Source organism: Streptomyces sp. NPDC044002 (assembly GCF_056434525.1).
In genome coordinates this window covers 1-25939 of sequence record NZ_JBWKEZ010000093.1, presented here as the reverse complement: position 1 = coordinate 25939, position 25939 = coordinate 1, and the positions used below count along the sequence as shown (strand labels likewise).

24 protein-coding genes are annotated in these 25939 nt (G+C 71.0%); 6 read left to right on the top strand and 18 right to left on the bottom strand.

The features are described 5' to 3' along the window. Nucleotides 1–133: 133 nt before the first annotated feature. Nucleotides 134–943, bottom strand: a complete 810-nt coding sequence (locus tag AC07A6_RS38145; RefSeq protein ID WP_478780178.1) for an HAD family hydrolase — start codon at nucleotides 941–943, stop codon at nucleotides 134–136. Nucleotides 944–1083: 140 nt separating this feature from the next. Here AC07A6_RS38145 and fahA point away from each other — a divergent pair, with 140 nt between their 5' ends. From fahA to AC07A6_RS38130, 3 genes are all read left to right on the top strand, one after another. Further along, a complete protein-coding gene (gene fahA / locus AC07A6_RS38140) occupies nucleotides 1084–2307 on the top strand; it encodes a fumarylacetoacetase (RefSeq protein WP_478780177.1) in 1224 nt (407 codons plus the stop codon). A gap of 91 nt (nucleotides 2308–2398) precedes the next feature. After that, nucleotides 2399–3019, top strand: coding sequence for a hypothetical protein (locus AC07A6_RS38135; RefSeq protein ID WP_478780176.1), 621 nt, complete (start codon nucleotides 2399–2401; stop codon nucleotides 3017–3019). 102 nt (nucleotides 3020–3121) lie between these two features. Then, complete coding sequence (locus tag AC07A6_RS38130; protein ID WP_362466499.1) at nucleotides 3122–3748, top strand: hypothetical protein; 627 nt, start codon at nucleotides 3122–3124, stop codon at nucleotides 3746–3748. Nucleotides 3749–3823: 75 nt separating this feature from the next. Here AC07A6_RS38130 and nuoN read toward each other — a convergent pair whose 3' ends face one another. Genes nuoN through AC07A6_RS38060 form a run of 14 tightly spaced genes read right to left on the bottom strand, consistent with a single transcriptional unit; the run spans nucleotide 3824 to nucleotide 19668 of the window. Continuing rightward, entirely contained in the window at nucleotides 3824–5467 is a 1644-nt protein-coding gene (gene nuoN, locus AC07A6_RS38125) for an NADH-quinone oxidoreductase subunit NuoN (RefSeq protein ID WP_362466637.1), read from the bottom strand. Continuing rightward, nucleotides 5467–7080: an NADH-quinone oxidoreductase subunit M gene (locus tag AC07A6_RS38120; RefSeq protein WP_478780175.1), complete on the bottom strand. Its 1614-nt coding sequence runs from the start codon at nucleotides 7078–7080 to the stop codon at nucleotides 5467–5469. Before AC07A6_RS38120 ends, nuoN begins: the two co-directional genes overlap by 1 nt. A 1-nt stretch (nucleotide 7081) precedes the next feature. Then, nucleotides 7082–8977: an NADH-quinone oxidoreductase subunit L gene (nuoL, locus tag AC07A6_RS38115; RefSeq protein WP_478780174.1), complete on the bottom strand. Its 1896-nt coding sequence runs from the start codon at nucleotides 8975–8977 to the stop codon at nucleotides 7082–7084. Nucleotides 8978–8989: 12 nt separating this feature from the next. Continuing rightward, entirely contained in the window at nucleotides 8990–9289 is a 300-nt protein-coding gene (gene nuoK / locus AC07A6_RS38110) for an NADH-quinone oxidoreductase subunit NuoK (protein WP_007265827.1), read from the bottom strand. Next, nucleotides 9286–10098, bottom strand: a complete 813-nt coding sequence (locus AC07A6_RS38105; protein ID WP_362466509.1) for an NADH-quinone oxidoreductase subunit J — start codon at nucleotides 10096–10098, stop codon at nucleotides 9286–9288. The genes nuoK and AC07A6_RS38105 overlap by 4 nt, the downstream gene beginning before the upstream one ends. Continuing rightward, nucleotides 10095–10727, bottom strand: coding sequence for an NADH-quinone oxidoreductase subunit NuoI (gene nuoI, locus AC07A6_RS38100; protein ID WP_362466512.1), 633 nt, complete (start codon nucleotides 10725–10727; stop codon nucleotides 10095–10097). Before nuoI ends, AC07A6_RS38105 begins: the two co-directional genes overlap by 4 nt. Beyond that, complete coding sequence (gene nuoH / locus AC07A6_RS38095; protein WP_362466515.1) at nucleotides 10720–12117, bottom strand: NADH-quinone oxidoreductase subunit NuoH; 1398 nt, start codon at nucleotides 12115–12117, stop codon at nucleotides 10720–10722. The genes nuoI and nuoH overlap by 8 nt, the downstream gene beginning before the upstream one ends. Then, nucleotides 12114–14615, bottom strand: a complete 2502-nt coding sequence (locus tag AC07A6_RS38090) for an NADH-quinone oxidoreductase subunit G (protein WP_478780173.1) — start codon at nucleotides 14613–14615, stop codon at nucleotides 12114–12116. The genes nuoH and AC07A6_RS38090 overlap by 4 nt, the downstream gene beginning before the upstream one ends. After that, nucleotides 14612–15961, bottom strand: coding sequence for an NADH-quinone oxidoreductase subunit NuoF (gene nuoF, locus AC07A6_RS38085; protein ID WP_362466521.1), 1350 nt, complete (start codon nucleotides 15959–15961; stop codon nucleotides 14612–14614). Before nuoF ends, AC07A6_RS38090 begins: the two co-directional genes overlap by 4 nt. Continuing rightward, nucleotides 15958–16698: an NADH-quinone oxidoreductase subunit NuoE gene (gene nuoE, locus AC07A6_RS38080; RefSeq protein WP_125818954.1), complete on the bottom strand. Its 741-nt coding sequence runs from the start codon at nucleotides 16696–16698 to the stop codon at nucleotides 15958–15960. The genes nuoF and nuoE overlap by 4 nt, the downstream gene beginning before the upstream one ends. Continuing rightward, a complete protein-coding gene (locus AC07A6_RS38075; protein WP_362466525.1) occupies nucleotides 16695–18020 on the bottom strand; it encodes an NADH-quinone oxidoreductase subunit D in 1326 nt (441 codons plus the stop codon). The genes nuoE and AC07A6_RS38075 overlap by 4 nt, the downstream gene beginning before the upstream one ends. Then, entirely contained in the window at nucleotides 18020–18742 is a 723-nt protein-coding gene (locus AC07A6_RS38070) for an NADH-quinone oxidoreductase subunit C (RefSeq protein WP_362466528.1), read from the bottom strand. Before AC07A6_RS38070 ends, AC07A6_RS38075 begins: the two co-directional genes overlap by 1 nt. After that, nucleotides 18739–19293 (bottom strand): NuoB/complex I 20 kDa subunit family protein, encoded by a 555-nt coding sequence (locus AC07A6_RS38065; protein ID WP_007265818.1) that lies wholly within the window; start codon nucleotides 19291–19293, stop codon nucleotides 18739–18741. Before AC07A6_RS38065 ends, AC07A6_RS38070 begins: the two co-directional genes overlap by 4 nt. Before the next feature lie 15 nt (nucleotides 19294–19308). After that, on the bottom strand, nucleotides 19309–19668 hold the full coding sequence (locus AC07A6_RS38060; protein WP_045946775.1) for an NADH-quinone oxidoreductase subunit A: 360 nt from the start codon (nucleotides 19666–19668) through the stop codon (nucleotides 19309–19311). 793 nt (nucleotides 19669–20461) lie between these two features. Here AC07A6_RS38060 and AC07A6_RS38055 point away from each other — a divergent pair. Further along, the gene (locus tag AC07A6_RS38055) at nucleotides 20462–21331 is read left to right on the top strand and encodes a C40 family peptidase (RefSeq protein WP_362466532.1); all 870 of its coding nucleotides are present in this window, start codon (nucleotides 20462–20464) and stop codon (nucleotides 21329–21331) included. Nucleotides 21332–21466: 135 nt separating this feature from the next. Then, nucleotides 21467–21778: a hypothetical protein gene (locus tag AC07A6_RS38050; protein ID WP_362466535.1), complete on the top strand. Its 312-nt coding sequence runs from the start codon at nucleotides 21467–21469 to the stop codon at nucleotides 21776–21778. 38 nt (nucleotides 21779–21816) lie between these two features. On the opposite strand, the gene AC07A6_RS38045 is transcribed toward AC07A6_RS38050, so the two are convergent. The 3 genes from AC07A6_RS38045 to AC07A6_RS38035 all read right to left on the bottom strand — a co-directional run bounded on the left by AC07A6_RS38045 (nucleotide 21817) and on the right by AC07A6_RS38035 (nucleotide 24825). Continuing rightward, nucleotides 21817–23100: a geranylgeranyl reductase family protein gene (locus AC07A6_RS38045; RefSeq protein WP_362466538.1), complete on the bottom strand. Its 1284-nt coding sequence runs from the start codon at nucleotides 23098–23100 to the stop codon at nucleotides 21817–21819. A gap of 108 nt (nucleotides 23101–23208) precedes the next feature. Then, nucleotides 23209–24120: a glutaminase gene (locus AC07A6_RS38040; protein WP_362466640.1), complete on the bottom strand. Its 912-nt coding sequence runs from the start codon at nucleotides 24118–24120 to the stop codon at nucleotides 23209–23211. Between the two features lie 12 nt (nucleotides 24121–24132). After that, complete coding sequence (locus AC07A6_RS38035; protein WP_125597578.1) at nucleotides 24133–24825, bottom strand: demethylmenaquinone methyltransferase; 693 nt, start codon at nucleotides 24823–24825, stop codon at nucleotides 24133–24135. Between the two features lie 183 nt (nucleotides 24826–25008). On the opposite strand from AC07A6_RS38035, the gene AC07A6_RS38030 reads away from it, so the two are divergent. Then, a complete protein-coding gene (locus tag AC07A6_RS38030; protein ID WP_478780172.1) occupies nucleotides 25009–25815 on the top strand; it encodes a DUF3152 domain-containing protein in 807 nt (268 codons plus the stop codon). Nucleotides 25816–25939 lie beyond the last annotated feature (124 nt).

The following is a 25939-nucleotide window of genomic DNA, read 5'->3' as shown; positions in this document are numbered from 1 at the left end:
CCCACCGGCCCCAGCCACGCGAACCGACCCCGCCCCACGTCCGCCGGCCGGAGGCCGGCGCAGCGGCGCGAAGCCGGCAAGGCGCCCCGGCGCCGAGCCGCGCGAGCGGCGCGTCAAGAAGGAGTGCGGCGCGTCAAGAACGAAACAGCCGCTCCAGGACCACCGCGATGCCGTCCGCCTCGTTCGAGAGGGTGACCTCGTCCGCGACGGCGACGAGCTCGCGGTGGGCGTTGGCCATGGCCACCCCGTGGGCGGCCCACGCGAACATCGGGATGTCGTTCGGCATGTCGCCGAAGGCGATCGTCGACTCCGCCGCCACCTCCAGGACCGACGCCGCCCGCGCGAGCCCCGACGCCTTGTCGACGCCCGGCGGCTGGAGTTCCACCGTGTGCTCCCCCGCCATCGTGACGTTCACCAGGTCGCCGACCACCGACCGCGCCACCCGCGTCAGCTCGTCGTCGTCCAGCCGCGGGTGCTGGAGCAGCACCTTGTTGATCGACGACGCCCACAGCTCGCCGCGCCCGCGGACCCGCACCATCGGCAGGTGCGGGTGCGGCATCCGGTAGCCGGGGGCGACCAGCATCTCGGCGTCCAGCCCCTCCTGGTTGACGGCCACGTACACCTCGCCGATCTCCGCCTCGATCTTCCCGAGCGCCACCTCGGCCAGGCCCCGGTCCATCGCGACGGAGTGCAGCAGGATCCCGCGCGCCGCGTCGTACACCTGCGCGCCCTGCCCGCACACCGCGAGCCCCGAGTAACCAAGGTCGTCCAGGACGTGCCGGATCTGCGGGACCGGGCGGCCGGTGACGACGATGTGCCGTGCGCCGGCGGCGCGCGCCGTCGCGAGCGCCGCGCACGAGCGGGCGGAAACGGTGTCACCGGCGCGCAGCAGAGTCCCGTCCAGGTCGGTGGCGATCAAGGCATAGGGGAGGGCGGAAGTCACCCGCCAAGGATACGGACCCCCTTGGACAACTCCTATGAATAGTGCTCTAATCCGGCCTCCCACAGACCCCACCGGCCACGTAACGTGTCAGCCAGCCCCCGGGACACCCCCGGACCCCCTCGAAAGCGAGGCAGCACCCCATGCCCCAGCAGAGCCCCCTCGATGTCCCCGAGGGCGACCCGTTCGGGCCGCACAACCTCCCCTACGGCGTTTTCACCACCCCGGCGGAGCCGGAGCGCCGCCGGGTCGGCGTGCGCATCGGCGGGTACGTGCTCGACGCGGGGGCCGTGGCCGTCGCGCTCGGGTCCCCGTACGCCGGGCTGCTCGCCCAGGGTTCGCTGAACCCGCTGCTGGCCGCCGGCCGCACCGCCTGGCGCGACGTGCGCCGCGCGCTGACCGCCTGGGTCACCGACCCCGGTCACCGCGGGACGGTCGAGCCGCACCTCCTCCCCCTCGACGAGGTCGCGCTGCACCTGCCGTACGAGGTCGCCGACTACGTCGACTTCTACGCGAGCGAGCACCACGCCACCAACGTCGGACGGATCTTCCGCCCGGACGGGGACGCGCTCACCCCCAACTGGAAGCACCTGCCCATCGGTTACCACGGCCGGTCCGGGACGATCGTCGTCTCCGGGACGGACGTGGTGCGCCCCTCCGGGCAGCGCAAGGCGCCCACCGACCCCGCGCCGGTCTTCGGGCCGTCCGTGAAGCTCGACATCGAGGCCGAGGTCGGCTTCGTCGTCGGCGCCCCCTCGCAGATGGGCCGGCCGGTCGCGCTCGGCGACTTCGAGGAGCACGTCTTCGGGCTGTTCCTGCTCAACGACTGGTCCGCGCGCGACATCCAGGCCTGGGAGTACGTGCCGCTCGGCCCCTTCCTCGGCAAGTCCTTCGCCACGTCCGTCTCCGCCTGGGTGACCCCCCTGGAGGCGCTGGACGCGGCCCGCGTCGCCCCGCCCGCCCGGGACTTCCCGCTGCTGCCCTACCTGGACGACTCCGAGGTCGACCGCCCCGGCGGCTTCGACCTGCACATCACGGTGTCCATCAACGGGCAGGAGGTGGCCCGGCCGCCGTTCGCCTCGATGTACTGGACGGCCGCCCAGCAGCTGGCCCACATGACCGTCAACGGCGCCTCCCTGCGCACCGGTGACGTGTTCGGCTCCGGCACGGTCAGCGGCCCGGAGGTCGACCAGCGCGGCTCCCTGCTGGAGCTCACCTGGAACGGCCGTGACGCCGTCGAGCTCGCGGACGGCAAGCGCACCTTCCTGGAGGACGGCGACACCGTCACCCTCACCGCGTGGGCGCCCGGCGCCGACGGCACCCGCGTCGGCCTCGGCGAGGTCACCGGCCGCATCACCGCCGCCTGAGAGCAAGGAGGGGGGCGGGATCTCCCCGCCCCCCTACTCCGCCCGCCGCGCCCGGGTGGCGGGGGCCGGGGGCCGAGGTGACCCTGCTCGCATGGCCCCTCGTACCGCAAAGCTCGCCCCCCTGGCCCTCGCGGCCACCGCCTCCCTCACCCTCGGCGCGGCCCCCGCGACCCCGACGGCCACGCCCACCGCGCAGCTGACCGCGACCCTCGCGGCGACCGCCAAGTACCGCGACCACCGGCTGGCCGTCGCCGCCGGCTACGTCCCCGACCGGTACTGCGTGGTCAACCCCGGTGAAGGCGGCGGCGCCCTCGGCTACCCGCACTTCAACCACGCCTACGACGGCTCCACCGACCCCAGGAAGCCCACGGCCCTGCTCTACGAGGGCGACGGCGCGGGGCACTGGAGGCTGGCCGGCCTCGAATGGATGGTCGTGGACCGCGACGGCCGCACCGACACCGACGACGACCGCCCCTCCCTGTTCGGGCAGCCCTTCCGCGGCCCGCTGCCCGCCCGGTACGCGGGCCAGAAGGTGCACTACTCGCTGCACCTGTGGCTGTGGAAGCGGAACCCCTCCGGGCGGTTCGAGCCCTTCAACCCGAGGGTCGTCTGCCGTCCCGGCACCACCCGGCCGCGCCCCGCCGTACCCGCCGCGCCCCCGTCTCCCGCGGCCGCCGCTCCCGCCGCTCCCCCGGCCGCCGCCCCTTCCTGACCCCCCGTTTGGCATCCCGCCGCGTGCACGCCCGCGGCCCCGCCGCGAAGGTGGACGAACGACAGCCCCTCCGGGACAGGCCCCGAACCACCAGGAGCTCCCATGTCCGTGCACCGCAGCCCGAAGGCCCTGCTGGCCTGCGCCGTCGCCGGCGCGTCCCTGGTCCTGGCCGCCCTGCCCCCGGCGGCGCAGGCGGTCGACGGCCCCGCCCCCGACCCCCGCAACGCGAAGGCGATGCGCGACATGGCCACGGCGATGGCGGTGACCGCCAAGTACGTGGACGAGCGGGAGGCCCTCAAGGACGGGTACGTCCCGCACGGGCAGGAGTGCATGACCAACCCGTTCGGGGTCGGCACCATGGGCTACCACTACGTCAAGGAGTCCAACTGGGGTTCGACGGACCCCGCCAGGCCGACCGCGCTCCTCTACAGCACCCACAAGGACAACAAGGGCCGGCGCAAGCTCCAGACGGTGGAGTGGATGTCCGCCGACCGCGACCAGGACCTGAAGACCACCGACGACCGGCCCACCATGTTCGGGCTGCCGTTCGACGGCCCGATGCCCGGCCACTGGGCGGGCATGCCCAAGCACTACGACCTCCACATGTGGGCGTACGCCGACAACCCGGCCGGCCGCTTCCACAACTGGAACCCCGCGTTCACCTGCCCCCCGAAGAAGACCCCGGCCACCGGGACCGCCACCACCCCGGCGCACGCGCACGGCCACTAGCCGCCCCGCCCGCACGGCGAAGGGCCCGGCCCCCCGAGGGGGCCGGGCCCTTCCGTCCGCAGAACCGGGACTGGATCAGCGCACGAAGGTGCTCGCCTGTCCCGCCAGGTCCAGGAAGTACTGCGGGGCCAGACCCAGGACCAGGGTGACCGCCACGCCCACGGCGATGGTGGTCATCGTCAGCGGCGACGGCACGGCCACCGTCGGGCCGTCGGCCTTCGGCTCGCTGAAGAACATCAGCACGATCACCCGGATGTAGAAGAACGCGGCGATCGCCGACGAGATCACACCGACGACGACCAGCGCCCCGGCGCCGCCCTCCGCCGCCGCCTTGAACACCGCGAACTTGCCGGCGAAGCCGGAGGTCAGCGGGATGCCCGCGAAGGCCAGCAGGAACACCGCGAAGACGGCCGCGGTCAGCGGCGAACGCCGCCCCAGACCGGCCCACTTCGACAGGTGCGTCGCCTCGCCGCCCGCGTCGCGCACCAGCGTGACCACCGCGAACGCGCCGATCGTCACGAAGGAGTAGGCGCCCAGGTAGAACAGGACGGACTTCACGCCCTCCTCCGAGGTGGCGATCACACCGGCCAGGATGAACCCGGCGTGCGCGATGGAGGAGTACGCCAGCAGCCGCTTCACGTCGGTCTGGGTCACCGCGATCACCGCGCCCGCGAGCATCGTGACGATCGCGACGCCCCACATCACCGGCCGCCAGTCCCACCGCAGGCCGGGCAGCACCACGTACAGCAGCCGCAGCAGCGCGCCGAACGCGGCCACCTTGGTCGCCGCCGCCATGAAGCCGGTGACGGGGGTCGGGGCGCCCTGGTAGACGTCCGGGGTCCACATGTGGAAGGGGACCGCGCCGACCTTGAACAGCAGGCCCATCAGGATCAGCGCGCCGCCGATGAGCAGCAGCGCGTCGTTGCCCATGGTGGAGGCGAGCGCCGGGTCGATCCGGGTGACGGTGCCGTCGACGACGTCGGCGATGACCGCGTAGGAGACCGAGCCCGCGTAGCCGTAGAGCAGGGCGATGCCGAAGAGGAGGAAGGCCGAGGAGAAGGCACCGAGCAGGAAGTACTTGACCGCGGCCTCCTGCGACATCAGCCGCTGGCGGCGGGCGAGGGCGCAGAGCAGGTACAGCGGGAGGGAGAAGACCTCCAGCGCGATGAACAGCGTCAGCAGGTCGTCGGCGGCCGGGAAGATCAGCATGCCGGAGACCGCGAACAGGGCCAGCGGGAACACCTCGGTGGTGGTGAAGCCGGCCTTGACGGCGGCCTTCTCGCTGTCGCTGCCCGGTACGGACGCGGCCTGGGCGGCGAAGGAGTCCACCCGCTTGCCGTGCGCCTTGGGGTCGAGGCGGCGCTCGGCGAAGGTGAACACCGCCACGATGGAGGCCAGCAGGATGGTGCCCTGGAGGAAGAGCGCCGGGCCGTCGACGGCGATGGCGCCCATGGCCGCGACGTGCGCCTTGGTGCTGCCGTAGCCGCCGGCGGCGAGGCCGACGACCGCCGCGAAGGCGGCGGCGAGTGCGGCGACGGCGAGGAACACCTGTACGTAGTAGCGGGACTTGCGGGGGACGAAGGCCTCGACGAGGACTCCGAGGACGGCCGCGCCCACCACGATCAGCGTGGGCGCGAGCTGGGCGTACTCGATGTGCGGGGTCGGGATCCGGTCGGCCGGTCCTTCGGCCGCCAGGGTCAGCAGGCTCTGGGCAGCGATCACTTGGCCGCCTCCACGTTCTGGACGGGGACCTCGGGCTTCGGGTCCGTCTGCTTCACGTCCGACATGGTGTGCCGCACCGCCGGGTTGACGATGTCGGTGAGCACCTTCGGGTAGACGCCCAGTCCGATCAGCAGCGCGATCAGCGGGGCGACCACCAGCAGTTCCCGTGCGCGCAGGTCCGGCATGCTGCGGACCTCCTCCTTCACGGGGCCGGTCATGGTGCGCTGGTAGAGCACCAGTGTGTACAGCGCGGCGAGGACGATCCCGACGGTGGCGATGATCCCGACGACCGGGTAGCGGGCGAAGGTGCCGACGAGGACGAGGAACTCGCTGACGAAGGGGGCGAGGCCGGGCAGGGACAGGGTGGCGAGGCCGCCGATCAGGAAGGTGCCGGCGAGGACCGGGGCCACCTTCTGCACGCCGCCGTAGTCGGCGATGAGCCGGGAGCCGCGCCGGGAGATCAGGAATCCGGCGACGAGCATCAGCGCCGCCGTGGAGATCCCGTGGTTGACCATGTAGAGGGTGGCTCCGGACTGGCCCTGGGAGGTCATCGCGAAGATGCCCAGGATGATGAAGCCGAAGTGCGAGATCGAGGCGTAGGCGATCAGCCTCTTGATGTCGCGCTGTCCGACGGCCAGCAGCGCGCCGTAGACGATGCTGATCAGGGCCAGTACGAGGATCACCGGGGTGGCCCACTTGCTGGCCTCGGGGAAGAGCCCGAGGCAGAAGCGGAGCATCGCGAAGGTGCCGACCTTGTCGACGATCGCGGTGATGAGCACGGCGACGGGGGCGGTGGACTCGCCCATCGCGTTGGGCAGCCAGGTGTGCAGCGGCCAGAGCGGGGCCTTCACGGCGAAGGCGAAGAAGAAGCCGAGGAAGAGCAGCCGCTCGGTGTTGGTCGCCATGTCGAGGGTGCCGGCGGCGCGGGCCTCGGCGATCTCCTGGAGGGAGAAGTTCCCGGCGACGACGTACAGGCCGATGACGGCGGCCAGCATGATCAGGCCGCCGACCAGGTTGTAGAGGAGGAACTTGACCGCCGCGTAGGAGCGCTGCGCGGCGGCGTTCTCGTCGGTGCCGCCCGCCGCGTCAGCGGCTGATGGGGAGGAAGTGGCGCGGTCTCCGAAGCCGCCGATGAGGAAGTACATCGGGATGAGCATGGCTTCGAAGAAGACGTAGAAGAGGAAGACGTCGGTGGCCTCGAAGGAGATCAACACCATCGCTTCGACCAGCAGGATCAACGCGAAGAAGCCCTGGGTCGGCCGCCAGCGCCGGCTCTTGGTCTCCAGGGGGTCGGCGTCGTGCCAGCCGGCCAGAATGATGAACGGGATCAATACGGCGGTGAGGGCGATGAGCGCCACGCCGATGCCGTCGACGCCCAGTTCGTAGCGGACGCCGAAGTCGGCGATCCAGGCGTGGGATTCGGTGAGCTGGTAGCGGTCGCCGCCGGGCTCGAAGCGGACCGCGACCAGGACGGCCAGGGCCAGGGTCGCGAGCGAGAACAGCAGCGCGAGCCATTTGGCGATGGTCCGGCGGGCGGCCGGGACGGCCGCCGTGAGGATCGCGCCGGCCGCGGGGACCGCGGCCGTCAGCGTCAGAAGCGGGAAACTCATCTCACACCGCCCTCATCAGCAGGGTCGCGGCGATCAGGATCGCCGTGCCCCCGAACATCGACACCGCGTAGCTGCGGGCGTAGCCGTTCTGCAGCTTGCGCAGCCGGCCGGAGAGCCCGCCGACCGAGGCGGCCGTGCCGTTGACCACTCCGTCGACGACGCTGTGGTCGAGGTAGACGAGGGAGCGGGTCAGGTGCTCGCCGCCGCGGACGAGGACCACGTGGTTGATGTCGTCCTGGAACAGGTCGCGGCGGGCGGCCCGGGTGAGGAAGGAGCCGCGCGGGGCGACGACCGGGACGGGCCGGCGGCCGTACATCGACCAGGCGATGGCGACGCCGACGATGAGGACGACCACGGTGGAGGCGGTCACGGCCATGGCACTGACCGGCGGGTGGCCGTGCTCGTAGCCGGTGACGGGCTCCAGCCAGTTCAGGAAGCGCTCGCCGATCTCGAAGAAGCCGCCGGCGAAGACCGACCCGAACGCCAGGATGATCATCGGGATGGTCATGGACTTCGGGGACTCGTGCGGGTGCGGCTCGTGCCCCTGGGCGTCCGGCTGCCAGCGCTTCTCGCCGAAGAAGGTGAGGAGCATGACCCGGGTCATGTAGAAGGCGGTGATGCCGGCGCCCAGCAGGGCGACCCCGCCGAGGATCCAGCCCTGGGTGCCGCCCTTGGCGAAGGCCGCCTCGATGATCATGTCCTTGGAGAAGAAGCCGGACAGGCCCGGGAAGCCGATGATCGCGAGGTAGCCGAGGCCGAAGGTGACGAAGGTGACCGGCATGTACGTCCGCAGGGCGCCGTACTTGCGCATGTCGACCTCGTCGTTCATGCCGTGCATGACCGATCCGGCACCGAGGAAGAGGCCGGCCTTGAAGAAGCCGTGCGTGACCAGGTGCATGATCGCGAAGACGTAGCCGATCGGGCCGAGGCCGGCGGCCAGGATCATGTAGCCGATCTGCGACATCGTCGAGCCGGCGAGGGCCTTCTTGATGTCGTCCTTCGCGCAACCGACGATCGCACCGAACAGGAGCGTGACCGCGCCGACGACCGTGGTGACGAGCTGGGCGTCGGGCGCCCCGTTGAAGATCGCCCCGGAGCGGACGATCAGGTAGACGCCGGCGGTGACCATGGTGGCCGCGTGGATCAGGGCCGAGACCGGGGTCGGGCCCTCCATCGCGTCACCGAGCCAGGACTGCAGCGGCACCTGCGCCGACTTGCCGCAGGCGGCGAGCAGCAGCATCAGGCCGATCGCCGTCAGCGTGCCCTCGCTGGTCTCCCCGACGGACGCCAGCACGGGGCCGAAGGCGAAGGTTCCGAAGGTGGTGAACATCAGCATGATGGCGATCGACAGGCCGATGTCGCCGACCCGGTTGACCAGGAAGGCCTTCTTCGCGGCGGTGGCCGCGCTGGGCTTGTGCTGCCAGAAGCCGATCAGGAGGTACGAGGCGAGGCCGACGCCCTCCCAGCCGAAGTACAGCAGCAGGTAGTTGTCGGCGAGGACGAGCAGCAGCATCGCCGCGACGAACAGGTTGAGGTAGCCGAAGAAGCGGCGGCGGCGCTCGTCGTGCTCCATGTACCCGATCGAGTACACGTGGATGAGCGTGCCCACCCCGGAGATCAGCAGGACGAAGGTCATCGACAGCTGGTCCAGCTGGAAGGCGATGTCCGCCTGGAAGCCCTCCACCGGAACCCAGCTGAACAGCCGCTGGTGCAGGGCCCGGTCCTCGGCCCCGCGCCCCAGCATGTCCGCGAAGAGGACGACGCCGATGCCGAACGAGACGGCCGCGAGCAGGGTGCCGATCCAGTGGCCGGCCTTGTCGAGGCGCCGGCCGCCGCACAGCAGCACCGCCGCTCCGAGCAGGGGCGCCGCCACGAGCAGCGCAATCAGATTCTCCACTGTGAACGCCCCTTACAGCTTCATCAGGCTGGCGTCGTCGACCGAGGCCGAGTGGCGGGTACGGAACAGCGAAACGATGATCGCGAGGCCCACCACGACCTCCGCGGCGGCGACGACCATCGTGAAGAACGCGATGATCTGGCCGTCGAGGTTGCCGTGCATCCGGGAGAAGGTCACGAAGGCCAGGTTGCAGGCGTTGAGCATCAGCTCGACACACATGAACAGCACGATCGCGTTCTTCCGGATGAGCACCCCGGCCGCGCCGATGGTGAACAGCAGGGCGGCCAGGTACAGGTAGTTGACCGGATTCACTTCGAGGCCTCCTCTCGGCCGAGGCGCTCCGCGGAGGCCTGCTCCAGCGCCTTGAGGTCCTCCAGGGCCTGGCCGGACACGTCGCGGATCTGACCGCGGGCGCGCAGCGTCTTGTTGACGGTCAGCTCGGACGGGGTGCCGTCCGGCAGCAGGCCGGCGATGTCCACGGCGTTGTGCCGGGCGTAGACGCCGGGGGCCGGCAGCGGCGGGAGCTGCACGCCCTCGCGTACGCGCTGCTCGGCGAGCTCGCGCTGGGTGGCGGCCCGCTCGGTGCGCTCGCGGTGGGTGAGCACCATCGCGCCGACGGCCGCCGTGATCAGCAGGGCGCCGGTGAGCTCGAAGGCGAAGATGTAGCGGGTGAAGATCAGTTCGGCGAGGCCCTCGACGTGCCCGGCGGAGTTGACCTTGCCGAGTCCGTTGAAGTGGGTGAGGCCCGCGTTGCCGATGCCGGCGATCAGCAGGATGCCGAAGCCGAGCCCGCACAGGGCGGCCAGCCAGCGCTGCCCCTTGATGGTCTCCTTCAGGGAGTCCGCGGCCGTGACGCCGACGAGCATGACCACGAAGAGGAACAGCATCATGATGGCGCCGGTGTAGACGACGACCTGGACCACGCCCAGGAAGTAGGCCCCGTTGGCGAGGTAGAAGACCGCCAGGATGATCATCGTCCCGGCGAGGCACAGGGCGCTGTGCACGGCCTTCTTCATCAGGATCGTGCACAGCGCGCCGATGACGGCGACCGTGCCGAGCACCCAGAACTGCACGGCCTCGCCGGTGGAGGTCGCGGAGGCGGCCGCGGCGATGGCGCTCATGCCCCGACCTCCTCGGCCTTGCCGGCCTCCGCCGCCGAGCCCCCGGCGGTCCCGCCCTCGGCCGTCTCGCCCTTGGAGACCGCCACCTGCCGGACCGTGCCCGGGGCCGCGCCCGTCACCAGACCCCGGTAGTAGTCCTGCTCGTCGGTGCCCGGGAAGATCGAGTGCGGGGCCTCGACCATGCCCTCGGTCAGCCCGGCGAGGAGCTGCTCCTTGGTGTAGATCAGGGACTCGCGGCTGGCGTCTGCCAGTTCGAACTCGTTCGTCATCGTCAGCGCGCGCGTCGGGCACGCCTCGATGCACAGCCCGCACAGGATGCAGCGGGCGTAGTTGATCTGGTAGACCCGCCCGTACCGCTCGCCCGGGGAGTAGCGCTCCTCCTCGGTGTTGTCCGCGCCCTCCACGTAGATCGCGTCGGCGGGACAGGCCCAGGCGCACAGCTCGCACCCGATGCACTTCTCCAGACCGTCGGGGTGGCGGTTGAGCTGGTGCCGCCCGTGGAAGCGCGGAGCGGTGGTCTTCTGCTGCTCCGGGTACTGCTCGGTGAGCCGCTTCTTGAACATGGCCTTGAAGGTCACGCCGAAGCCGGCCACCGGGTTCTGCCACTTCTCGCTCTCCGCGTCAGGCATGGTCAGCACCCTCCTCTCGGTCACTGTCAGTATTCGCCCCGCCACTGACAATCAGCTCCCGCTCGCCGCGGGGACGTCGGCGCGGTACGGGTGCCAGGTGCTGGCCGGGCTTGGGCGGTACGGGGAAACCGCCCGCCATCGGGTCGAAGGGCTCGGCCGCGGCGGCCTTCCCGGCCGCGGCCGCGGCCGTCTTCTCCCGCCGGTCCCTGAAGTGGTCCGCGACGGAGGAGACCAGCAGGATCGCGATGACCGCGCCCCCGACGTAGAGGACGATCTCGCTGAAGTCGTAGCGCTCGTTGCGCAGCGCCCGGACGGTGGCGACCAGCATCAGCCAAACCACGGAGACCGGGATCAGCACCTTCCAGCCGAGCTTCATCAGCTGGTCGTAGCGCACGCGCGGGAGGGTGCCGCGCAGCCAGATGAAGAAGAACAGCAGCAGCTGCACCTTGATGACGAACCAGAGCATCGGCCACCAGCCGTGGTTCGCGCCCTCCCAGTACGTGGAGATCGGCGCCGGGGCCCGCCAGCCGCCCAGGAACAGGGTGACCGAGACCGCCGAGACGGTGACCATGTTGACGTACTCGGCCAGCATGAACAGCGCGAACTTGATGGAGGAGTACTCGGTGTTGAAGCCGCCGACGAGGTCGCCCTCGGACTCCGGCATGTCGAAGGGGGCGCGGTTCGTCTCGCCGACCATCGTGACGACGTAGATGATGAAGGACACCGGCAGCAGCACGATGTACCAGCGGTCCGCCTGCGCCTCCACGATCGCCGAGGTCGACATCGACCCGGAGTAGAGGAACACCGACGCGAACGCGGCGCCCATCGCGATCTCGTACGAGATCATCTGCGCGCAGGAGCGCAGGCCGCCGAGCAGCGGGTACGTGGAGCCCGAGGACCAGCCGGCGAGGACGATGCCGTAGATGCCGACGGAGGCGACCGCGAGGACGTACAGCATCGCGATCGGCAGGTCGGTCAGCTGCATCGTGGTGCGCTGCCCGAAGATGGACACCTCGTTGCCCGAGGGGCCGAACGGGATCACCGCGATGGCCATGAACGCCGGGATCGCCGCGATGATCGGCGCCAGGATGTAGACGACCTTGTCGGCGCGCTTGACGACGACGTCTTCCTTCAGCATCAGCTTCACGCCGTCGGCGAGCGACTGGAGCATGCCCCAGGGGCCGTGCCGGTTGGGGCCGATGCGCAGCTGCATCCAGGCGACGACCTTGCGCTCCCACACGATGGAGAAGAGCACGGTCACCATCAGGAAGGCGAAGCAGAACACCGCCTTGAGGAGGACGAGCCACCAGACGTCCCTGCCGAACAGGGACAGGTCCTCGGCGGCCAGGAGGTGCTGCGGCTGGGCCGCGAGCTGGGCGAGGTGGGTCACGGTCGTACCTCCGCTCCGGCCGCGGGGCCGGTCCCGGCCGGGCCGATCCGTACGAGGGTTCCGGGGCGGGCGCCGGTGTCGGCGAGGACGCCGGAGCCGGTGGAGTTCAGCGGCAGCCACACGACCCGGTCGGGCATCTCGGTGATCCGCAGCGGGAGTTCCACCGAGCCGGCCGGGCCGGTGACGGCGAGGACGTCGCCGTCCTTGACGCCGGTCTCGGCGGCGGTGGCGGCGGAGAGCCGGGCACTGTCCTCGTGCCGGGTCCCGGCGAGGGCGTCGTCGCCCTCCTGGAGCCGGCCGAGGTCCAGCAGCAGCCGGTGGCCGGCCAGGATCGCCTCGCCGGCGCCGGGGCGGGGCAGCGGCTCGGGGGCGGTGGACCGCTCGGGCGCGAGCTCCCCCTCCCAGGGGCCGAGCCGCTCCAGCTCCCGCCGTACGGCGTGTACGTCGGGCAGCGCGAGGGGCCGGTCGGCGGCGTCGGCGAGCATGTGCAGCACGCGGGCGTCGGCGGGGGCCAGGCGGCGGGTCATCTGGTCGGGCTTGAGGGCCGCCTCGAACGGGCGGATCCGGCCCTCCCAGTTGATGAACGTGCCGGCCTTCTCGGCGACGGCGGCGACCGGCAGCACCACGTCCGCGTGGTCGGTGACCTCGCCGGGCCGCAGCTCCAGGGAGACGACGAAGGCCTCCTTCAGCGCGGTGCGGGCGCGCTCCGGGTCGGGCAGGTCGGCGACCTCGACGCCCGCGACCAGCAGGGCCGACAGCTCCCGGGTGGCGGCGGCCTCGACGATCTGCCCGGTGTCGCGGCCGTAGCGGTGCGGGAGTTCCTCCAGCCCCCAGGCGGCGGCGACCTCCTGGCGGGCCCGCGGGTCGGTCGCGGGGCGCCCGCCCGGCAGCAGGGACGGCAGCGCGCCCGCCTCGACGGCGGCCCGCTCCCCGGCCCGGCGCGGGATCCACACCAGCCGGGCGCCGGTGGCGGTGGCGGTGCGTACGGCGGCGGTCAGCGCGCCGGGCACGCCGGCGAGGCGTTCGCCGACGACGATGACCGCGCCGGGCTGCCGGAGGGCCTCCGCGGCCTCGGCGCCGCCCGCCTCCAGGCCGGTGCGGGTGGCGAGGGCGTCGAGCCACTCGGGCTCGGTGCCGGGGGCGGCGGCCAGCAGGGCGCCGCCCGCCTTGGTGAGGCCGCGGGTGGCGAAGGGGGCGAGGGCGAAGGTCCGCTGCTTGTGCTTGCGGTGGGCCTTGCGCAGCCGCAGGAAGACCCCGGGGGCCTCCTCCTCGGCCTCGATGCCGGCGAGGAGCACGGCGGGCGCCGCCTCCAGGGAGGCGTACGTGACGCCCGTGCCGTCGAGGTCCTTGCCGGTGCCGGCGACGGCGGCGGCCAGGAACTCGGTCTCCTCCGCGCTGTGCACCCGGGCCCGGAAGTCGATGTCGTTGGTGTCGAGCACCACCCGGGCGAACTTGGCGTACGCGTAGGCGTCCTCGACGGTCAGCCGGCCGCCGGTCAGGACGCCGGCCCGGCCGCGCGCGGCGGTGAGCCCCTTCGCCGCGGCCTCCAGCGCCTCGGGCCAGCTCGCCGGGGCGAGGATCCCGTCCGCGCCGCGCACCAGCGGGGTGGTCAGCCGGTCGGGGCGCTGCGCGTACCGGAACGCGAAGCGGCCCTTGTCGCAGATCCACTCCTCGTTGACCTCGGGGTCCTCGGCGGCGAGGCGGCGCAGCACCTTGCCACGCCGGTGGTCGGTCCGGGTCGCGCAGCCGCCCGCGCAGTGCTCGCACACGCTCGGGGAGGAGACGAGGTCGAAGGGGCGGGAGCGGAACCGGTAGGCGGCCGAGGTGAGGGCGCCGACGGGGCAGATCTGGATGGTGTTGCCGGAGAAGTACGACTCGAACGGGTCGCCCTCGCCGGTGCCGACCTGCTGGAGCGCGCCGCGCTCGACGAGCTCGATCATCGGGTCGCCGGCGACCTGGTTGGAGAAGCGGGTGCAGCGCGCGCACAGCACGCACCGCTCGCGGTCCAGCAGCACCTGCGTGGAGATCGGGACCGGCTTCTCGTAGGTCCGCTTCTTGCCCTCGAAGCGGGATTCGGCGTTGCCGTGGGACATGGCCTGGTTCTGCAGGGGGCATTCGCCGCCCTTGTCGCAGACGGGGCAGTCCAGCGGGTGGTTGATGAGCAGCAGCTCCATCACCCCGCGCTGGGCCTTGTCGGCGACTTCGGAGGTCAGCTGCGTCTTGACGACCATGCCGTCGGTGCAGGTGATGGTGCAGGAGGCCATCGGCTTGCGCTGGCCCTCGACCTCGACGATGCACTGCCGGCAGGCGCCGGCCGGGTCGAGGAGCGGGTGGTCGCAGAACCGGGGGATCTCGATGCCGAGCTGTTCGGCGGCCCGGATGACCAGGGTTCCCTTGGGGACGGACAGTTCGATGCCGTCGATGGTCAGCGACACCAGATCCTGGGGCGGCTTCGCCGCCTCCCCGCCGCCCGCCGGGGCGTTCGTGACGACGGTCATGCGTGTACCTCCGTGTCGGCCCAGAGGGTCGACTTCCTGGGGTCGAAGGGGCAGCCCTTGCCGGTGATGTGCTGCTCGTACTCCTCGCGGAAGTACTTCAGCGAGGAGAAGATCGGGCTGGCCGCGCCGTCGCCGAGCGCGCAGAAGGACTTGCCGTTGATGTTGTCGGCGATGTCGTTCAGCTTGTCGAGGTCGGACATGACGCCCTTGCCCGCCTCGATGTCGCGCAGCAGCTGGACGAGCCAGTACGTGCCCTCGCGGCAGGGGGTGCACTTGCCGCAGGACTCGTGGGCGTAGAACTCGGTCCAGCGGGTGACGGCGCGGACCACGCAGGTGGTCTCGTCGAAGCACTGGAGCGCCTTGGTGCCGAGCATGGAGCCGGCGGCGCCGACGCCCTCGTAGTCGAGCGGGACGTCGAGGTGCTCGTCGGTGAACATGGGGGTGGAGGAGCCGCCGGGGGTCCAGAACTTCAGCCGGTGCCCGGGGCGCATCCCGCCGCTCATGTCGAGGAGCTGGCGCAGGGTGATGCCGAGGGGGGCCTCGTACTGTCCGGGGCCCGCGACGTGCCCGGAGAGCGAGTAGAGGGTGAAGCCGGGGGACTTCTCCGTCCCCATCGCCTTGAACCAGTCCTTGCCCTTGTTGAGGATCGCGGGAACCGAGGCGATGGACTCGACGTTGTTGACGACAGTGGGGCACGCGTAGAGCCCCTCGACGGCGGGGAAGGGGGGACGCAGCCGGGGCTGACCGCGCCGGCCTTCGAGGGAGTCGAGCAGTGCCGTCTCCTCGCCGCAGATGTACGCGCCCGCGCCCGCGTGCACCGTGATGTCGAGGTTGCGGCCGGTGCCGTCGATGTCCTTGCCGAGGTATCCGGCGGCGTAGGCCTCCCGCACGGCCTCGTGCAGGCGCCGCAGCACGGGGACCGTCTCACCGCGCAGGTAGATGAAGGCGTGCTCCGACCGGATCGCGTAGCAGGCGATGATCATTCCCTCGACGAGGGAGTGCGGATTCGCGAAGAGGAGGGGGATGTCCTTGCAGGTACCCGGCTCCGACTCGTCCGCGTTCACGACGAGGTAGTGCGGCTTTCCGTCGCCCTGCGGGATGAACTGCCACTTCATCCCGGTGGGGAAGCCCGCGCCGCCGCGTCCGCGCAGACCGGAGTCCTTGACGTACGCGATCACCTCGTCCGGGGTCATCGCGAGGGCCTTGCGCAGGCCCTCGTAGCCCTCGTGGCGCCGGTAGGTCTCCAGCGTCCAGGACTGGGGCTCGTCCCAGAAGGCCGACAGGACGGGCGAGAGCAACTTCTCGGGACTCGTACCGTTCTTGCTCAGTTCCGTTGACACGGTCATCCCTCCCCTCCTTCGGTACGCGCCTCACCGCGCGGGTGCACGATCGGGGTGTGCGGGGTCTCGCCGCGTGCGATGCGCAGGCCGATCAGGGAGGCGGGGCCCGCGCCGCCGCTCGCCTCGACCGCGCCCTCGCGCTCGTCGGGGAAGCCCGCCAGGATCCGGGCGGTCTCCTTGTACGTGCACAGCGGCGCGCCCCGGGTCGGCTCGACCGGGCGGCCCGCCAGCAGGTCGTCCACGAGCGCCTTCGCGGACTCGGGGGTCTGGTTGTCGAAGAACTCCCAGTTGACCATCACCACGGGCGCGTAGTCGCAGGCCGCGTTGCACTCGATGTGCTCCAGCGTCACCTTGCCGTCGGCGGTGGTCTCGTTGTTGCCGACGCCCAGGTGCTGCTTGAGCTCGTCGAAGATGGCGTCGCCGCCCATCACCGCGCACAGGGTGTTGGTGCAGACGCCGACCTGGTAGTCCCCGGAGGGCTTGCGGCGGTACATCGTGTAGAAGGTGGCGACCGCGGTGACCTCGGCCGTGGTCAGGCCCAGCGTCTCGGCGCAGAAGCGGATGCCGGTGCGCGAGACGTAGCCCTCCTCGGACTGCGTCAGGTGCAGCAGCGGCAGCAGCGCGGAGCGGCTGTCGGGGTAGCGGGCGATGACGTCGGCGGCGTCGGCCGCCAGCCGCTCGCGCACCTCCGCCGGATAGTCGGGGGCGGGCAGCTGGGGCATGCCCAGCGAGATCTCGGTCATCGGTCGACGCCTCCCATCACGGGGTCGATGGAGGCGACGGCCACGATGACGTCGGCGACCTGGCCGCCCTCGCACATCGCGGCCATGGCCTGCAGGTTGGTGAAGGACGGGTCGCGGAAGTGGACCCGGTAGGGGCGGGTGCCGCCGTCGGAGACGACGTGCACGCCGAGTTCGCCCTTGGGGGACTCGACGGCCGCGTACGCCTGCCCGGCGGGGACGCGGAAGCCCTCGGTCACCAGCTTGAAGTGGTGGATGAGGGCCTCCATGGAGGTGCCCATGATGTTCTTGATGTGGTCGAGGGAGTTGCCGAGGCCGTCGGGGCCCATGGCGAGCTGCGCCGGCCAGGCGATCTTCTTGTCGGCGACCATGACCGGGCCGGGCGCCAGCCGGTCCAGGCACTGCTCGACGATCCGCAGCGACTGGCGCATCTCCTCCAGGCGGATCAGGAACCGCCCGTAGGAGTCGCAGCTCTCGGTGGTGGGGACGTCGAACTCGTAGTCCTCGTAGCCGCAGTACGGGTCGGCCTTGCGCAGGTCGTGCGGCAGGCCGGCCGAGCGGAGGATCGGGCCGGTGGCGCCGAGGGCCATGCAGCCGGTGAGGTCGAGGTAGCCGACGTCCTGCATGCGGGCCTTGAAGATGGGGTTGCCGGTGGCGAGCTTGTCGTACTCCGGCAGGTTCTTCTTCATCGTCTTGACGAACTCGCGCAGCTGGTCGACCGCGCCGGGGGGCAGGTCCTGGGCGAGGCCGCCGGGGCGGACGAAGGCGTGGTTCATGCGCAGGCCGGTGATCAGCTCGAAGACGTCGAGGATCAGCTCGCGGTCCCGGAAGCCGTAGATCATGATCGTGGTCGCGCCGAGCTCCATGCCGCCGGTGGCGATGCACACCAGGTGCGAGGAGAGCCGGTTGAGCTCCATCAGCAGGACGCGGATGACGGTGGCGCGGTCCGGGACCTGGTCGGTGATGCCGAGGAGCTTCTCGACGCCGAGGCAGTAGGCCGTCTCGTTGAAGAACGGCGTCAGGTAGTCCATGCGCGTCACGAAGGTCGTGCCCTGCGTCCAGTTCCGGAATTCGAGGTTCTTCTCGATGCCGGTGTGCAGGTAGCCGATGCCGCAGCGGGCCTCGGTGACCGTCTCGCCGTCGATCTCCAGGATCAGGCGCAGCACTCCGTGGGTGGAGGGGTGCTGCGGACCCATGTTGACGACGATGCGCTCGTCGTCCGCCCTGGCCGCCGTCCGGGCGATCTCGTCCCAGTCGCCGCCCGTGACGGTGTAGACGGTGCCCTCGGTCGTCTCGCGGGAGGACGCGTGGTTCGATGTGGACATCAGCTGTACGACCTCCGCTGGTCGGGAGCCGGGATCTGGGCGCCCTTGTACTCGACGGGGATGCCGCCGAGCGGGTAGTCCTTGCGCTGGGGGAAGCCCTGCCAGTCGTCCGGCATCATGATCCGCGTGAGGGCCGGGTGGCCGTCGAAGACCAGGCCGAAGAAGTCGTAGGCCTCGCGCTCGTGCCAGTCGTTCGTCGGGTAGACGGTGACGAGCGAGGGCAGGTGCGGGTCGCCGTCCGGCACGGACACCTCCAGCCGCAGGATCCGGCCGTGGGTGAGCGAGCGCAGGTGGTAGACGGCGTGCAGCTCGCGGCCCTTGTCGCCGGGGAAGTGCACCCCCGACACCCCGGTGCACAGCTCGAAGCGCAGCGCCGGGTCGTCGCGCAGGGTGGCGGCGACGCGGACGAGGTGCTCGCGGGCGATGTGGAGGGTCAGCTCCCCCCGGTCGACGACGGTCTTCTCGATCGCGTTCTGCGGGAGCAGGTCCTGCTCCTCCAGGGCGCCCTCCAGCTCGTCGACGACCTCGTCGAAGTAGGAGCCGTACGGGCGGCTGGTCGCGCCGGGCAGGGCGACGGTGCGGACGAGGCCGCCGTAGCCGCTGGTGTCGCCGCCGTTCCTGGTGCCGAACATGCCCTTGCGGACGCCGATCACCTCGGGTCCGGAGGCGGCCCTGGGCGCGGGGACGTTGTCGCCGTTCTCGACGGCCGGTTCGTCGCTCAACGGAGGAGCCCCTTCATCTCGATGGTGGGGAGGGCCTTGAGGGCCGCCTCCTCCGCCTCGCGCGCCGCCTCTTCCCGGTTCACGCCGAGCTTCGAGCCCTGGATCTTCTGGTGGAGCTTGAGGATCGCGTCCATCAGCATCTCGGGGCGGGGCGGGCAGCCGGGCAGGTAGATGTCCACCGGGACGATGTGGTCGACGCCCTGGACGATCGCGTAGTTGTTGAACATCCCGCCCGAGGAGGCGCAGACGCCCATGGAGATGACCCACTTGGGGGCGGGCATCTGGTCGTAGACCTGGCGCAGCACGGGCGCCATCTTCTGGCTGACGCGTCCCGCCACGATCATCAGGTCGGCCTGGCGCGGGGAGCCGCGGAAGACCTCCATGCCGAAGCGGGCCAGGTCGTAGCGGCCGGCGCCGGTGGTCATCATCTCGATGGCGCAGCAGGCGAGGCCGAAGGTGGCCGGGAAGACGGATGACTTGCGCACCCAGCCCGCGGCCTGTTCGACGGTGGTGAGCAGAAAGCCGCTCGGCAGCTTCTCTTCCAGTCCCATGGGAAATTCAGCCCCTCAGTCCCATTCCAGGCCGCCGCGGCGCCACACGTACGCGTAGGCGACGAAGACGGTGAGCACGAAGAGCAGCATCTCGACGAGCCCGAAGATCCCCAGGGAGTCGAAGGTGACCGCCCAGGGGTAGAGGAAGACGATCTCGATGTCGAAGACGATGAAGAGCATCGCCGTCAGGTAGTACTTGATGGGGAAGCGACCGCCGCCGGCGGGCATCGGGGTGGGTTCGATGCCGCACTCGTAGGCTTCGAGCTTCGCCCGGTTGTACCGCTTTGGGCCGATCAGCGTGGCCATGACCACGGAGAAGATCGCAAACCCTGCGCCGATGGCGCCGAGCACGAGGATGGGTGCGTACGCATTCACGCTCCTCGCTCCTTCCAGTCGTCCTTGACCGTTGGACCGCTGCGCCGGCGCCGAGTGCCCCGCCCCTCGGAGGGTCGCCCCTTCGAACAGGGACCGATCGCATGTGAGGCAGTTCACAAGCCGGACTGGTGCGCATCTTATGCCTGCCGGTCTGTGATCTGCGACACGGGTAACAACACCGAGTTTGTGATCTCCACCACCTGACGAACGATCATGAAGGCCGATGAGTGGTGATCTTCGCACTCAAGGCATCCACATGATCACCAAAGGTGACATCCGGGCCCGTAGATGCAGGTGGAAGGGGTGTCGCCCTATCAAACGATGGGCAGTGCAGGCAAATTGGCGGCTCGGCCGCCCAAGTGATAAGGGAACGCGGGTCCCCCGCCCGGGGGACCCCGCACGTACGGGAGTGGACAGGGTGGCCGGAAGTCGCCGCCGCCCGGATCCGGGGAGAGATCCTGTGCATCCGTTCACGAACCGCGCGGCAAGTTCACGGTCGGATCACGGACGGGCCACGACCGCCTCACGACGGCAGGTAACTGTGACCTGCGTCACGTCGAACGAGGGCCGCGAAAAGGGGGCTTGGCCAACTGTGCGGGTCGATGGTAGGCCGTGGATCAATTCGGACTTATTGCTGAAACCCCATGATCACAGGCTTGTGAAAGCGTGTCCGTTACGTCCGTTACGGCGTCAATAAGAGGCGCGACGCGCCCGGTTAGCGGCCTCCGCGGGCAACTGTGGCGCAGACCACGTTTCTTGAAGGGAACCCGGCTCCACTGATAGCGGTTGTCCCATGTCCCACACCGCTCACATACCCAGCCACCGGAAGCCCCGCCGCAGCGCCTCGAAGCTCGCGGTCCGCGCCGGAGTTGCCGGTGGCGTCCTCAGCACCCTGGCCATGGCCGGAACCGCGAGCGCGTCCCCGTCCGAGCCCGTGGCCGAGACGACGCTCGAGATGCCGGTCCTCAACCTGGACCTCGGCACCGAGGTCTCCAACGCCGTCAACACGGCCGCGGAGAACACCCGCGTCGCCGCAGTCGAAGCCGCCATCACCGGCGAGCTGAACGCCCAGGAGGAGAGCGCCCGCACGGGTGCCGCCGCCGAGGCGAAGCAGGCGAAGGAAGACGCCACCAAGGCCGCCGAGCTGAAGGCGAAGCAGGAGGCCGACCGCAAGGCCGAGGCCGAGCGCGCGGGCCGCGACAGCGACCGCACCGACCTCACCAACGCCTCCGCCGCCGACAACGGCGGTTCCACCGTCGCCAAGGGCTCCGGCAGCAGCAGCGGCTCCACCGCCTCGAAGCCGGCCACCGGCTCGGCGGCGGCCATCATCAGCTTCGCCCGCGCCCAGATCGGCAAGGCGTACGTCCTCGGCTCCACCGGCCCCAACGCGTACGACTGCTCGGGCCTCGTCCAGGCCGCCTACCGCCAGGCGGGCATCACCCTGGACCGCGTCTCCCAGGACCAGTCCATGGCCGGCCGCTCCGTCTCGCTGAGCAACCTGCAGCCGGGCGACATCCTGTACTGGGGCCCCAAGGGCAGCGCGTACCACGTCGCCATCTACTCGGGCAACGGCAAGTTCATCGGTGCGCAGAACCCCAGCACGGGCATCGTCGAGCGCAACATGAGCTACGACATGCCGACCGGCGCCGTCCGCGTCCTCTGACGCACGGCCGCACGATCGCCCGCAAGGTCCGGTACTCCCCCGCTCGGGGGCGGAGTACCGGACCTTCGGCATGCTGAGAAGATGGCCGGGGCGTGTCGCCCGGCCGTTCGAGCAGACCCTGGAGGTGGTGGTCCCGTGAGCAGACCGTCCCGCGAGGACCGCGGCCACGAGCACCACGGCCACGAGGACCCCCGCGCCGGTGACCCCGCCGCCGTCCCGGCCGCCCTCGGGCTGGGCCTCCTGTCGGTCGGCGGCTGGCTGCTGACCACCACCCGCCCGTGGCACAAACCGGGCAACCCCCTCACCCTGGGCCTCGGATGGACCGTGTCCGGCGCGCTGCTGCTGTCCGGGCTCGTCCTGCTGGCCCGCTGCGTCCGCACCGTCCACGGCGCCCCCGAAGCGGCCGACGGGGCCGGGGAGGCCCTGCCGGGGCCCGGAAACGGCTGAGCCGCCCCCGGACACCCGGGAGCGGCTCAGGGGCCCGCTCAGGCCTTCGGGGCCACCTTCGAGAGGCCGTTGATGATGCGGTCCATCGCGTCGCCGCCCGTCGGGTCGGTCAGGTTCGCCAGCATCTTCAGCGTGAAGCGCATCAGCACCGGGTGCGTCAGACCGCGCTGCGTGGCGATCTTCATGACCTTCGGGTTGCCGATCAGCTTCACGAAGGCGCGGCCGAGGGAGTAGTAGCCGCCGTAGGTCTCCTTGAGCACCTTCGGGTAGTTGTGCAGCGCCAGCTCGCGCTGCGCCGGGGTCGCGCGGGCGTGCGCCTGCACGATGACCTCCGCCGCGATCTGCCCCGACTCCATCGCGTAGGCGATGCCCTCGCCGTTGAACGGGTTGACGAGCCCGCCCGCGTCGCCGACCAGCAGCAGGCCCTTGGTGTAGTGCGGCTGCCGGTTGAAGGCCATCGGCAGCGCCGCACCGCGGATCGGCTGCGTCATGTTCTCCGGGGTGTAGCCCCAGTCCTCCGGCATGGACGCGCACCAGGCCTTCAGCACCTCGCGCCAGTCCAGCTCCTTGAAGGCGGAGGAGGAGTTGAGGATGCCGAGGCCGACGTTGGACGTGCCGTCGCCCATGCCGAAGATCCAGCCGTAGCCGGGCAGCAGCCGGTCCTGCGGACCGCGCCGGTCCCACAGCTCCAGCCAGGACTCCAGGTAGTCGTCGTCGTGCCGGGGCGAGGTGAAGTAGGTGCGGACGGCCACGCCCATCGGGCGGTCCTCGCGCCGGTGCAGGCCCATCGCGAGGGACAGCCGGGAGGAGTTGCCGTCGGCGGCGACCACGAGCGGGGCGTGGAAGGTCACCGGGGTCTTGTCCTCGCCGAGCTTGGCCTGCACGCCGGTGATGTGCCCGGTGCGGGGGTCGCGGACGGGCTCGCCGACGTTGCAGCGCTCGTACAGGCGGGCGCCGGCCTTCTGCGCCTGGCGGGCCAGCGTCTCGTCGAAGTCGTCGCGCTTGCGGACGAGTCCGTAGTCCGGGTAGGAGGCGAGTTCCGGCCAGTCCAGCTGGAGGCGCTGCCCGCCGCCGATGATGCGCAGGCCCTTGTTGCGGAGCCAGCCGGCCTCTTCGGAGATGTCGATGCCCATCGCGACCAGCTGCTTGGTGGCACGCGGGGTCAGACCGTCGCCGCAGACCTTCTCGCGCGGGAACGCCGTCTTCTCCAGGAGCAGGACGTCGAGTCCCGCCTTGGCGAGGTAGTAGGCGGTCGTGGAACCGGCGGGCCCGGCCCCGACGACGATCACGTCCGCGGAGTGTTCGGTGAGGGGCTCGGTCACTGCGGGGTCTCCTGAAGGCTCGGTGGAAAGTGCCCAGCGGCACAGGACATGACGCAGTCTATGCAGGCGCGTGGCTCCGGCCGGGGCTCGGGTGCACGGCCCGGCACGCTAGAAAATGCTGAGGCCCGTCAGAGTCGTGAAGCGGTCCAGGGCCGCGACGCCGGCGACCGAGTTGCCCTGGGTGTCCAGGCCCGGGCTCCAGACCGCGAGGGTGCAGCGGCCCGGGACGACCGCGATGATGCCGCCGCCCACGCCGCTCTTGCCCGGCAGGCCCACGCGGTACGCGAACTCCCCCGCCGCGTCGTACGTCCCGCACGTCAGCATCACCGCGTTGATCTGCTTCGCCTCGCTGCGCGTCAACAGCCGCGAGCCGTCCGCGCGCAGGCCGTGGCGGGCCAGGAAGCGGCCCGCGAGGGCCATGTCGGCGCAGCTCATCTCGATCGAGCACTGCCAGAAGTAGTGCTCCAGCAGCGCCGGCACCGGGTTGTCGATGTTGCCGTACGAGGCCATGAAGTGGGCCACCGCCGCGTTGCGGTCGCCGTGTTCCTGCTCGGACGCGGCGACGTCCGGGTCGAAGCCGAGGTCCGGGTTGCCGCTCTCCTGCCGGAGGAAGTCCAGGAGTTCGCTGCTCGCGTCGCCCGTCAGGGTCTGGAGCCGGTCGGTGACGACGAGCGCGCCCGCGTTGATGAAAGGATTCCGCGGGATGCCGTTCTCGTACTCCAGCTGCACCAGGGAGTTGAACGGGTTGCCCGACGGCTCCCGGCCCACCCGCTCCCACAGGCTGTCGCCGCCCTCCGCGAGGGCCAGCGCCAGGGCGAAGACCTTCGTGACGGACTGGGCGGAGAACGGGACGCGCCAGTCGCCGACCCCGAAGACGTTGCCGTCGAGGTCGGCGACCGCCATGCCGAACCGCCGCGGATCGACCTTCGCCAGCGCCGGGATGTACTCGGCGGGCGTGCCGCTGCCCACCAGCGGGGAGACGTCGGCCGCGATCCGCTCCAGCAGTCCCTGGTAGTCCATGGACATGCAGGGTTACGCCTTGACCCCGCGGTGCAGCGCCACGATGCCGCCGCTCAGGTTCCGCCAGGCCACCTTCGACCAGCCGGCCTTCTGCAGCAGGGCCGCCAGCGCCGGCTGGTCGGGCCATTCGCGGATGGACTCGGCGAGGTACACGTACGCGTCCGGGTTGGAGGACACCGCGCGGGCCACCGGCGGCAGCGCGCGCATCAGGTACTCGGTGTAGACCGTCCGGAAGGGCGCCCAGGTGGGCTGCGAGAACTCGCTGATCACGACCTGGCCGCCGGGCTTGGTCACCCGGTACATCTCGCGCAGCGCCCCGTCGGTGTCCTGGACGTTGCGCAGCCCGAAGGAGATCGTCACGGTGTCGAACGTGTCGTCCTTGAAGGGGAGCTTCGTCGCGTCGCCCGCCGTCAGCGGCAGCCACGCGTGGCGCTTCTTGCCCTCGCGGAGCATGCCGAGGGAGAAGTCGCACGGGACGACGTAGGCGCCGGTCGCCGCGTACGGGAGGGACGAGGTCGCGGTGCCCGCGGCCAGGTCGAGCACCTTGTGCCCCGGACGGGCGGCGACCGCCCGGGCGGCCTCCTTGCGCCACAGGCGCGCCTGGCCGAGGGACAGGACGTCGTTGGTGAGGTCGTAGTTCGCGGCCACCCCGTCGAACATGGAGGCGACTTCGTGCGGCTGCTTGTCCAGGGAAGCCCTTGTCACTGGCGTTGGCCCCTCGGTGCTCGGTGTTTCTGCGGCGGACAGGTCGTACCCCGTCATCCTCTCAGGCCGCCGCCGCGTCGGCCGCCCCGGCCCGACTCGCCCGGCCCCGACAGAAAATCCGGCAGATCAGGACCGGAAACGGGCAGACTGGGCGGGCAATCAGAACAAAATGGGGGGCATTCAGTGGGGGCACGCCGATCGATCAAGGCACGAAGGGCCGAACGGCGCAGGCGACTGCGCCGCACGGTACTCGGTGCGACGGCGTTAGCCGCACTCTCCGTCGCCGCCTACTGGCTCGGGCTGGAGAGGGGCGCCGCGACCGCCGCCAAGGGCGGCCCGTCACCGGCGGCCGAGCGCGCGGCCCCGGCCGAGCACCGGGCACCGCCCCCGAGCCCGAGCCCGTCCGCGAGCCCGAGCCCGAGCCAGACCAAGGCGCCGGGGGAGTTCACCGCCTCCTCCAGCGCCGGCCGGGCCCAGGGCGAGGGACGTCCGCGGCGCTGGCGGGTGGAGACGGAGAACAGCAGCGGCGTCGATCCGGACTCCGCCGCCCGGGACGTCGAGGCGATACTCGGGGACCGTCGGGGGTGGATACGCAACCCCTCGTACGGCTTCCAGCTGGCCGGCCGCGGCGAACCGGTGGACTTCACCGTGAAGATCGCCACGCCCGCCACCACCGACCGGCTGTGCGAGGTGGTGACCCCCGAGCTGATCGGGGAGACCAACTGCCAGGCGCACCACACCATCGTGGTGAACCTCAAGCGCTGGAAGGAGGGATCCCCGAAGTTCCGGGGCTCGCCCGCCGAGTACCGGGCGCTGATCATCAACCACGAGGTTGGCCACGAACTGGGCCGCGGCCACGAGACCTGCCCCCGCCCGGGCGCTCCCGCCCCGGCGATGATGCAGCAGATCAAGGGGCTCCACGGCTGCACGTCGAACGCCTGGCCGCACACCGCCGGCGGAACCTACCTGGAAGGCCCCCCGGTGCCTTAGCGGGGAGCGCGGCGCGGCCGGCCTGCGCGGCCTAGGGGGTGTCCGCAAAGTCTCGCCTGCCCCGCGACGCCCGGCACGCGCTCTCGCCGCACCGGGCGAAAGACCGAGTACGTCCAGTACGAGG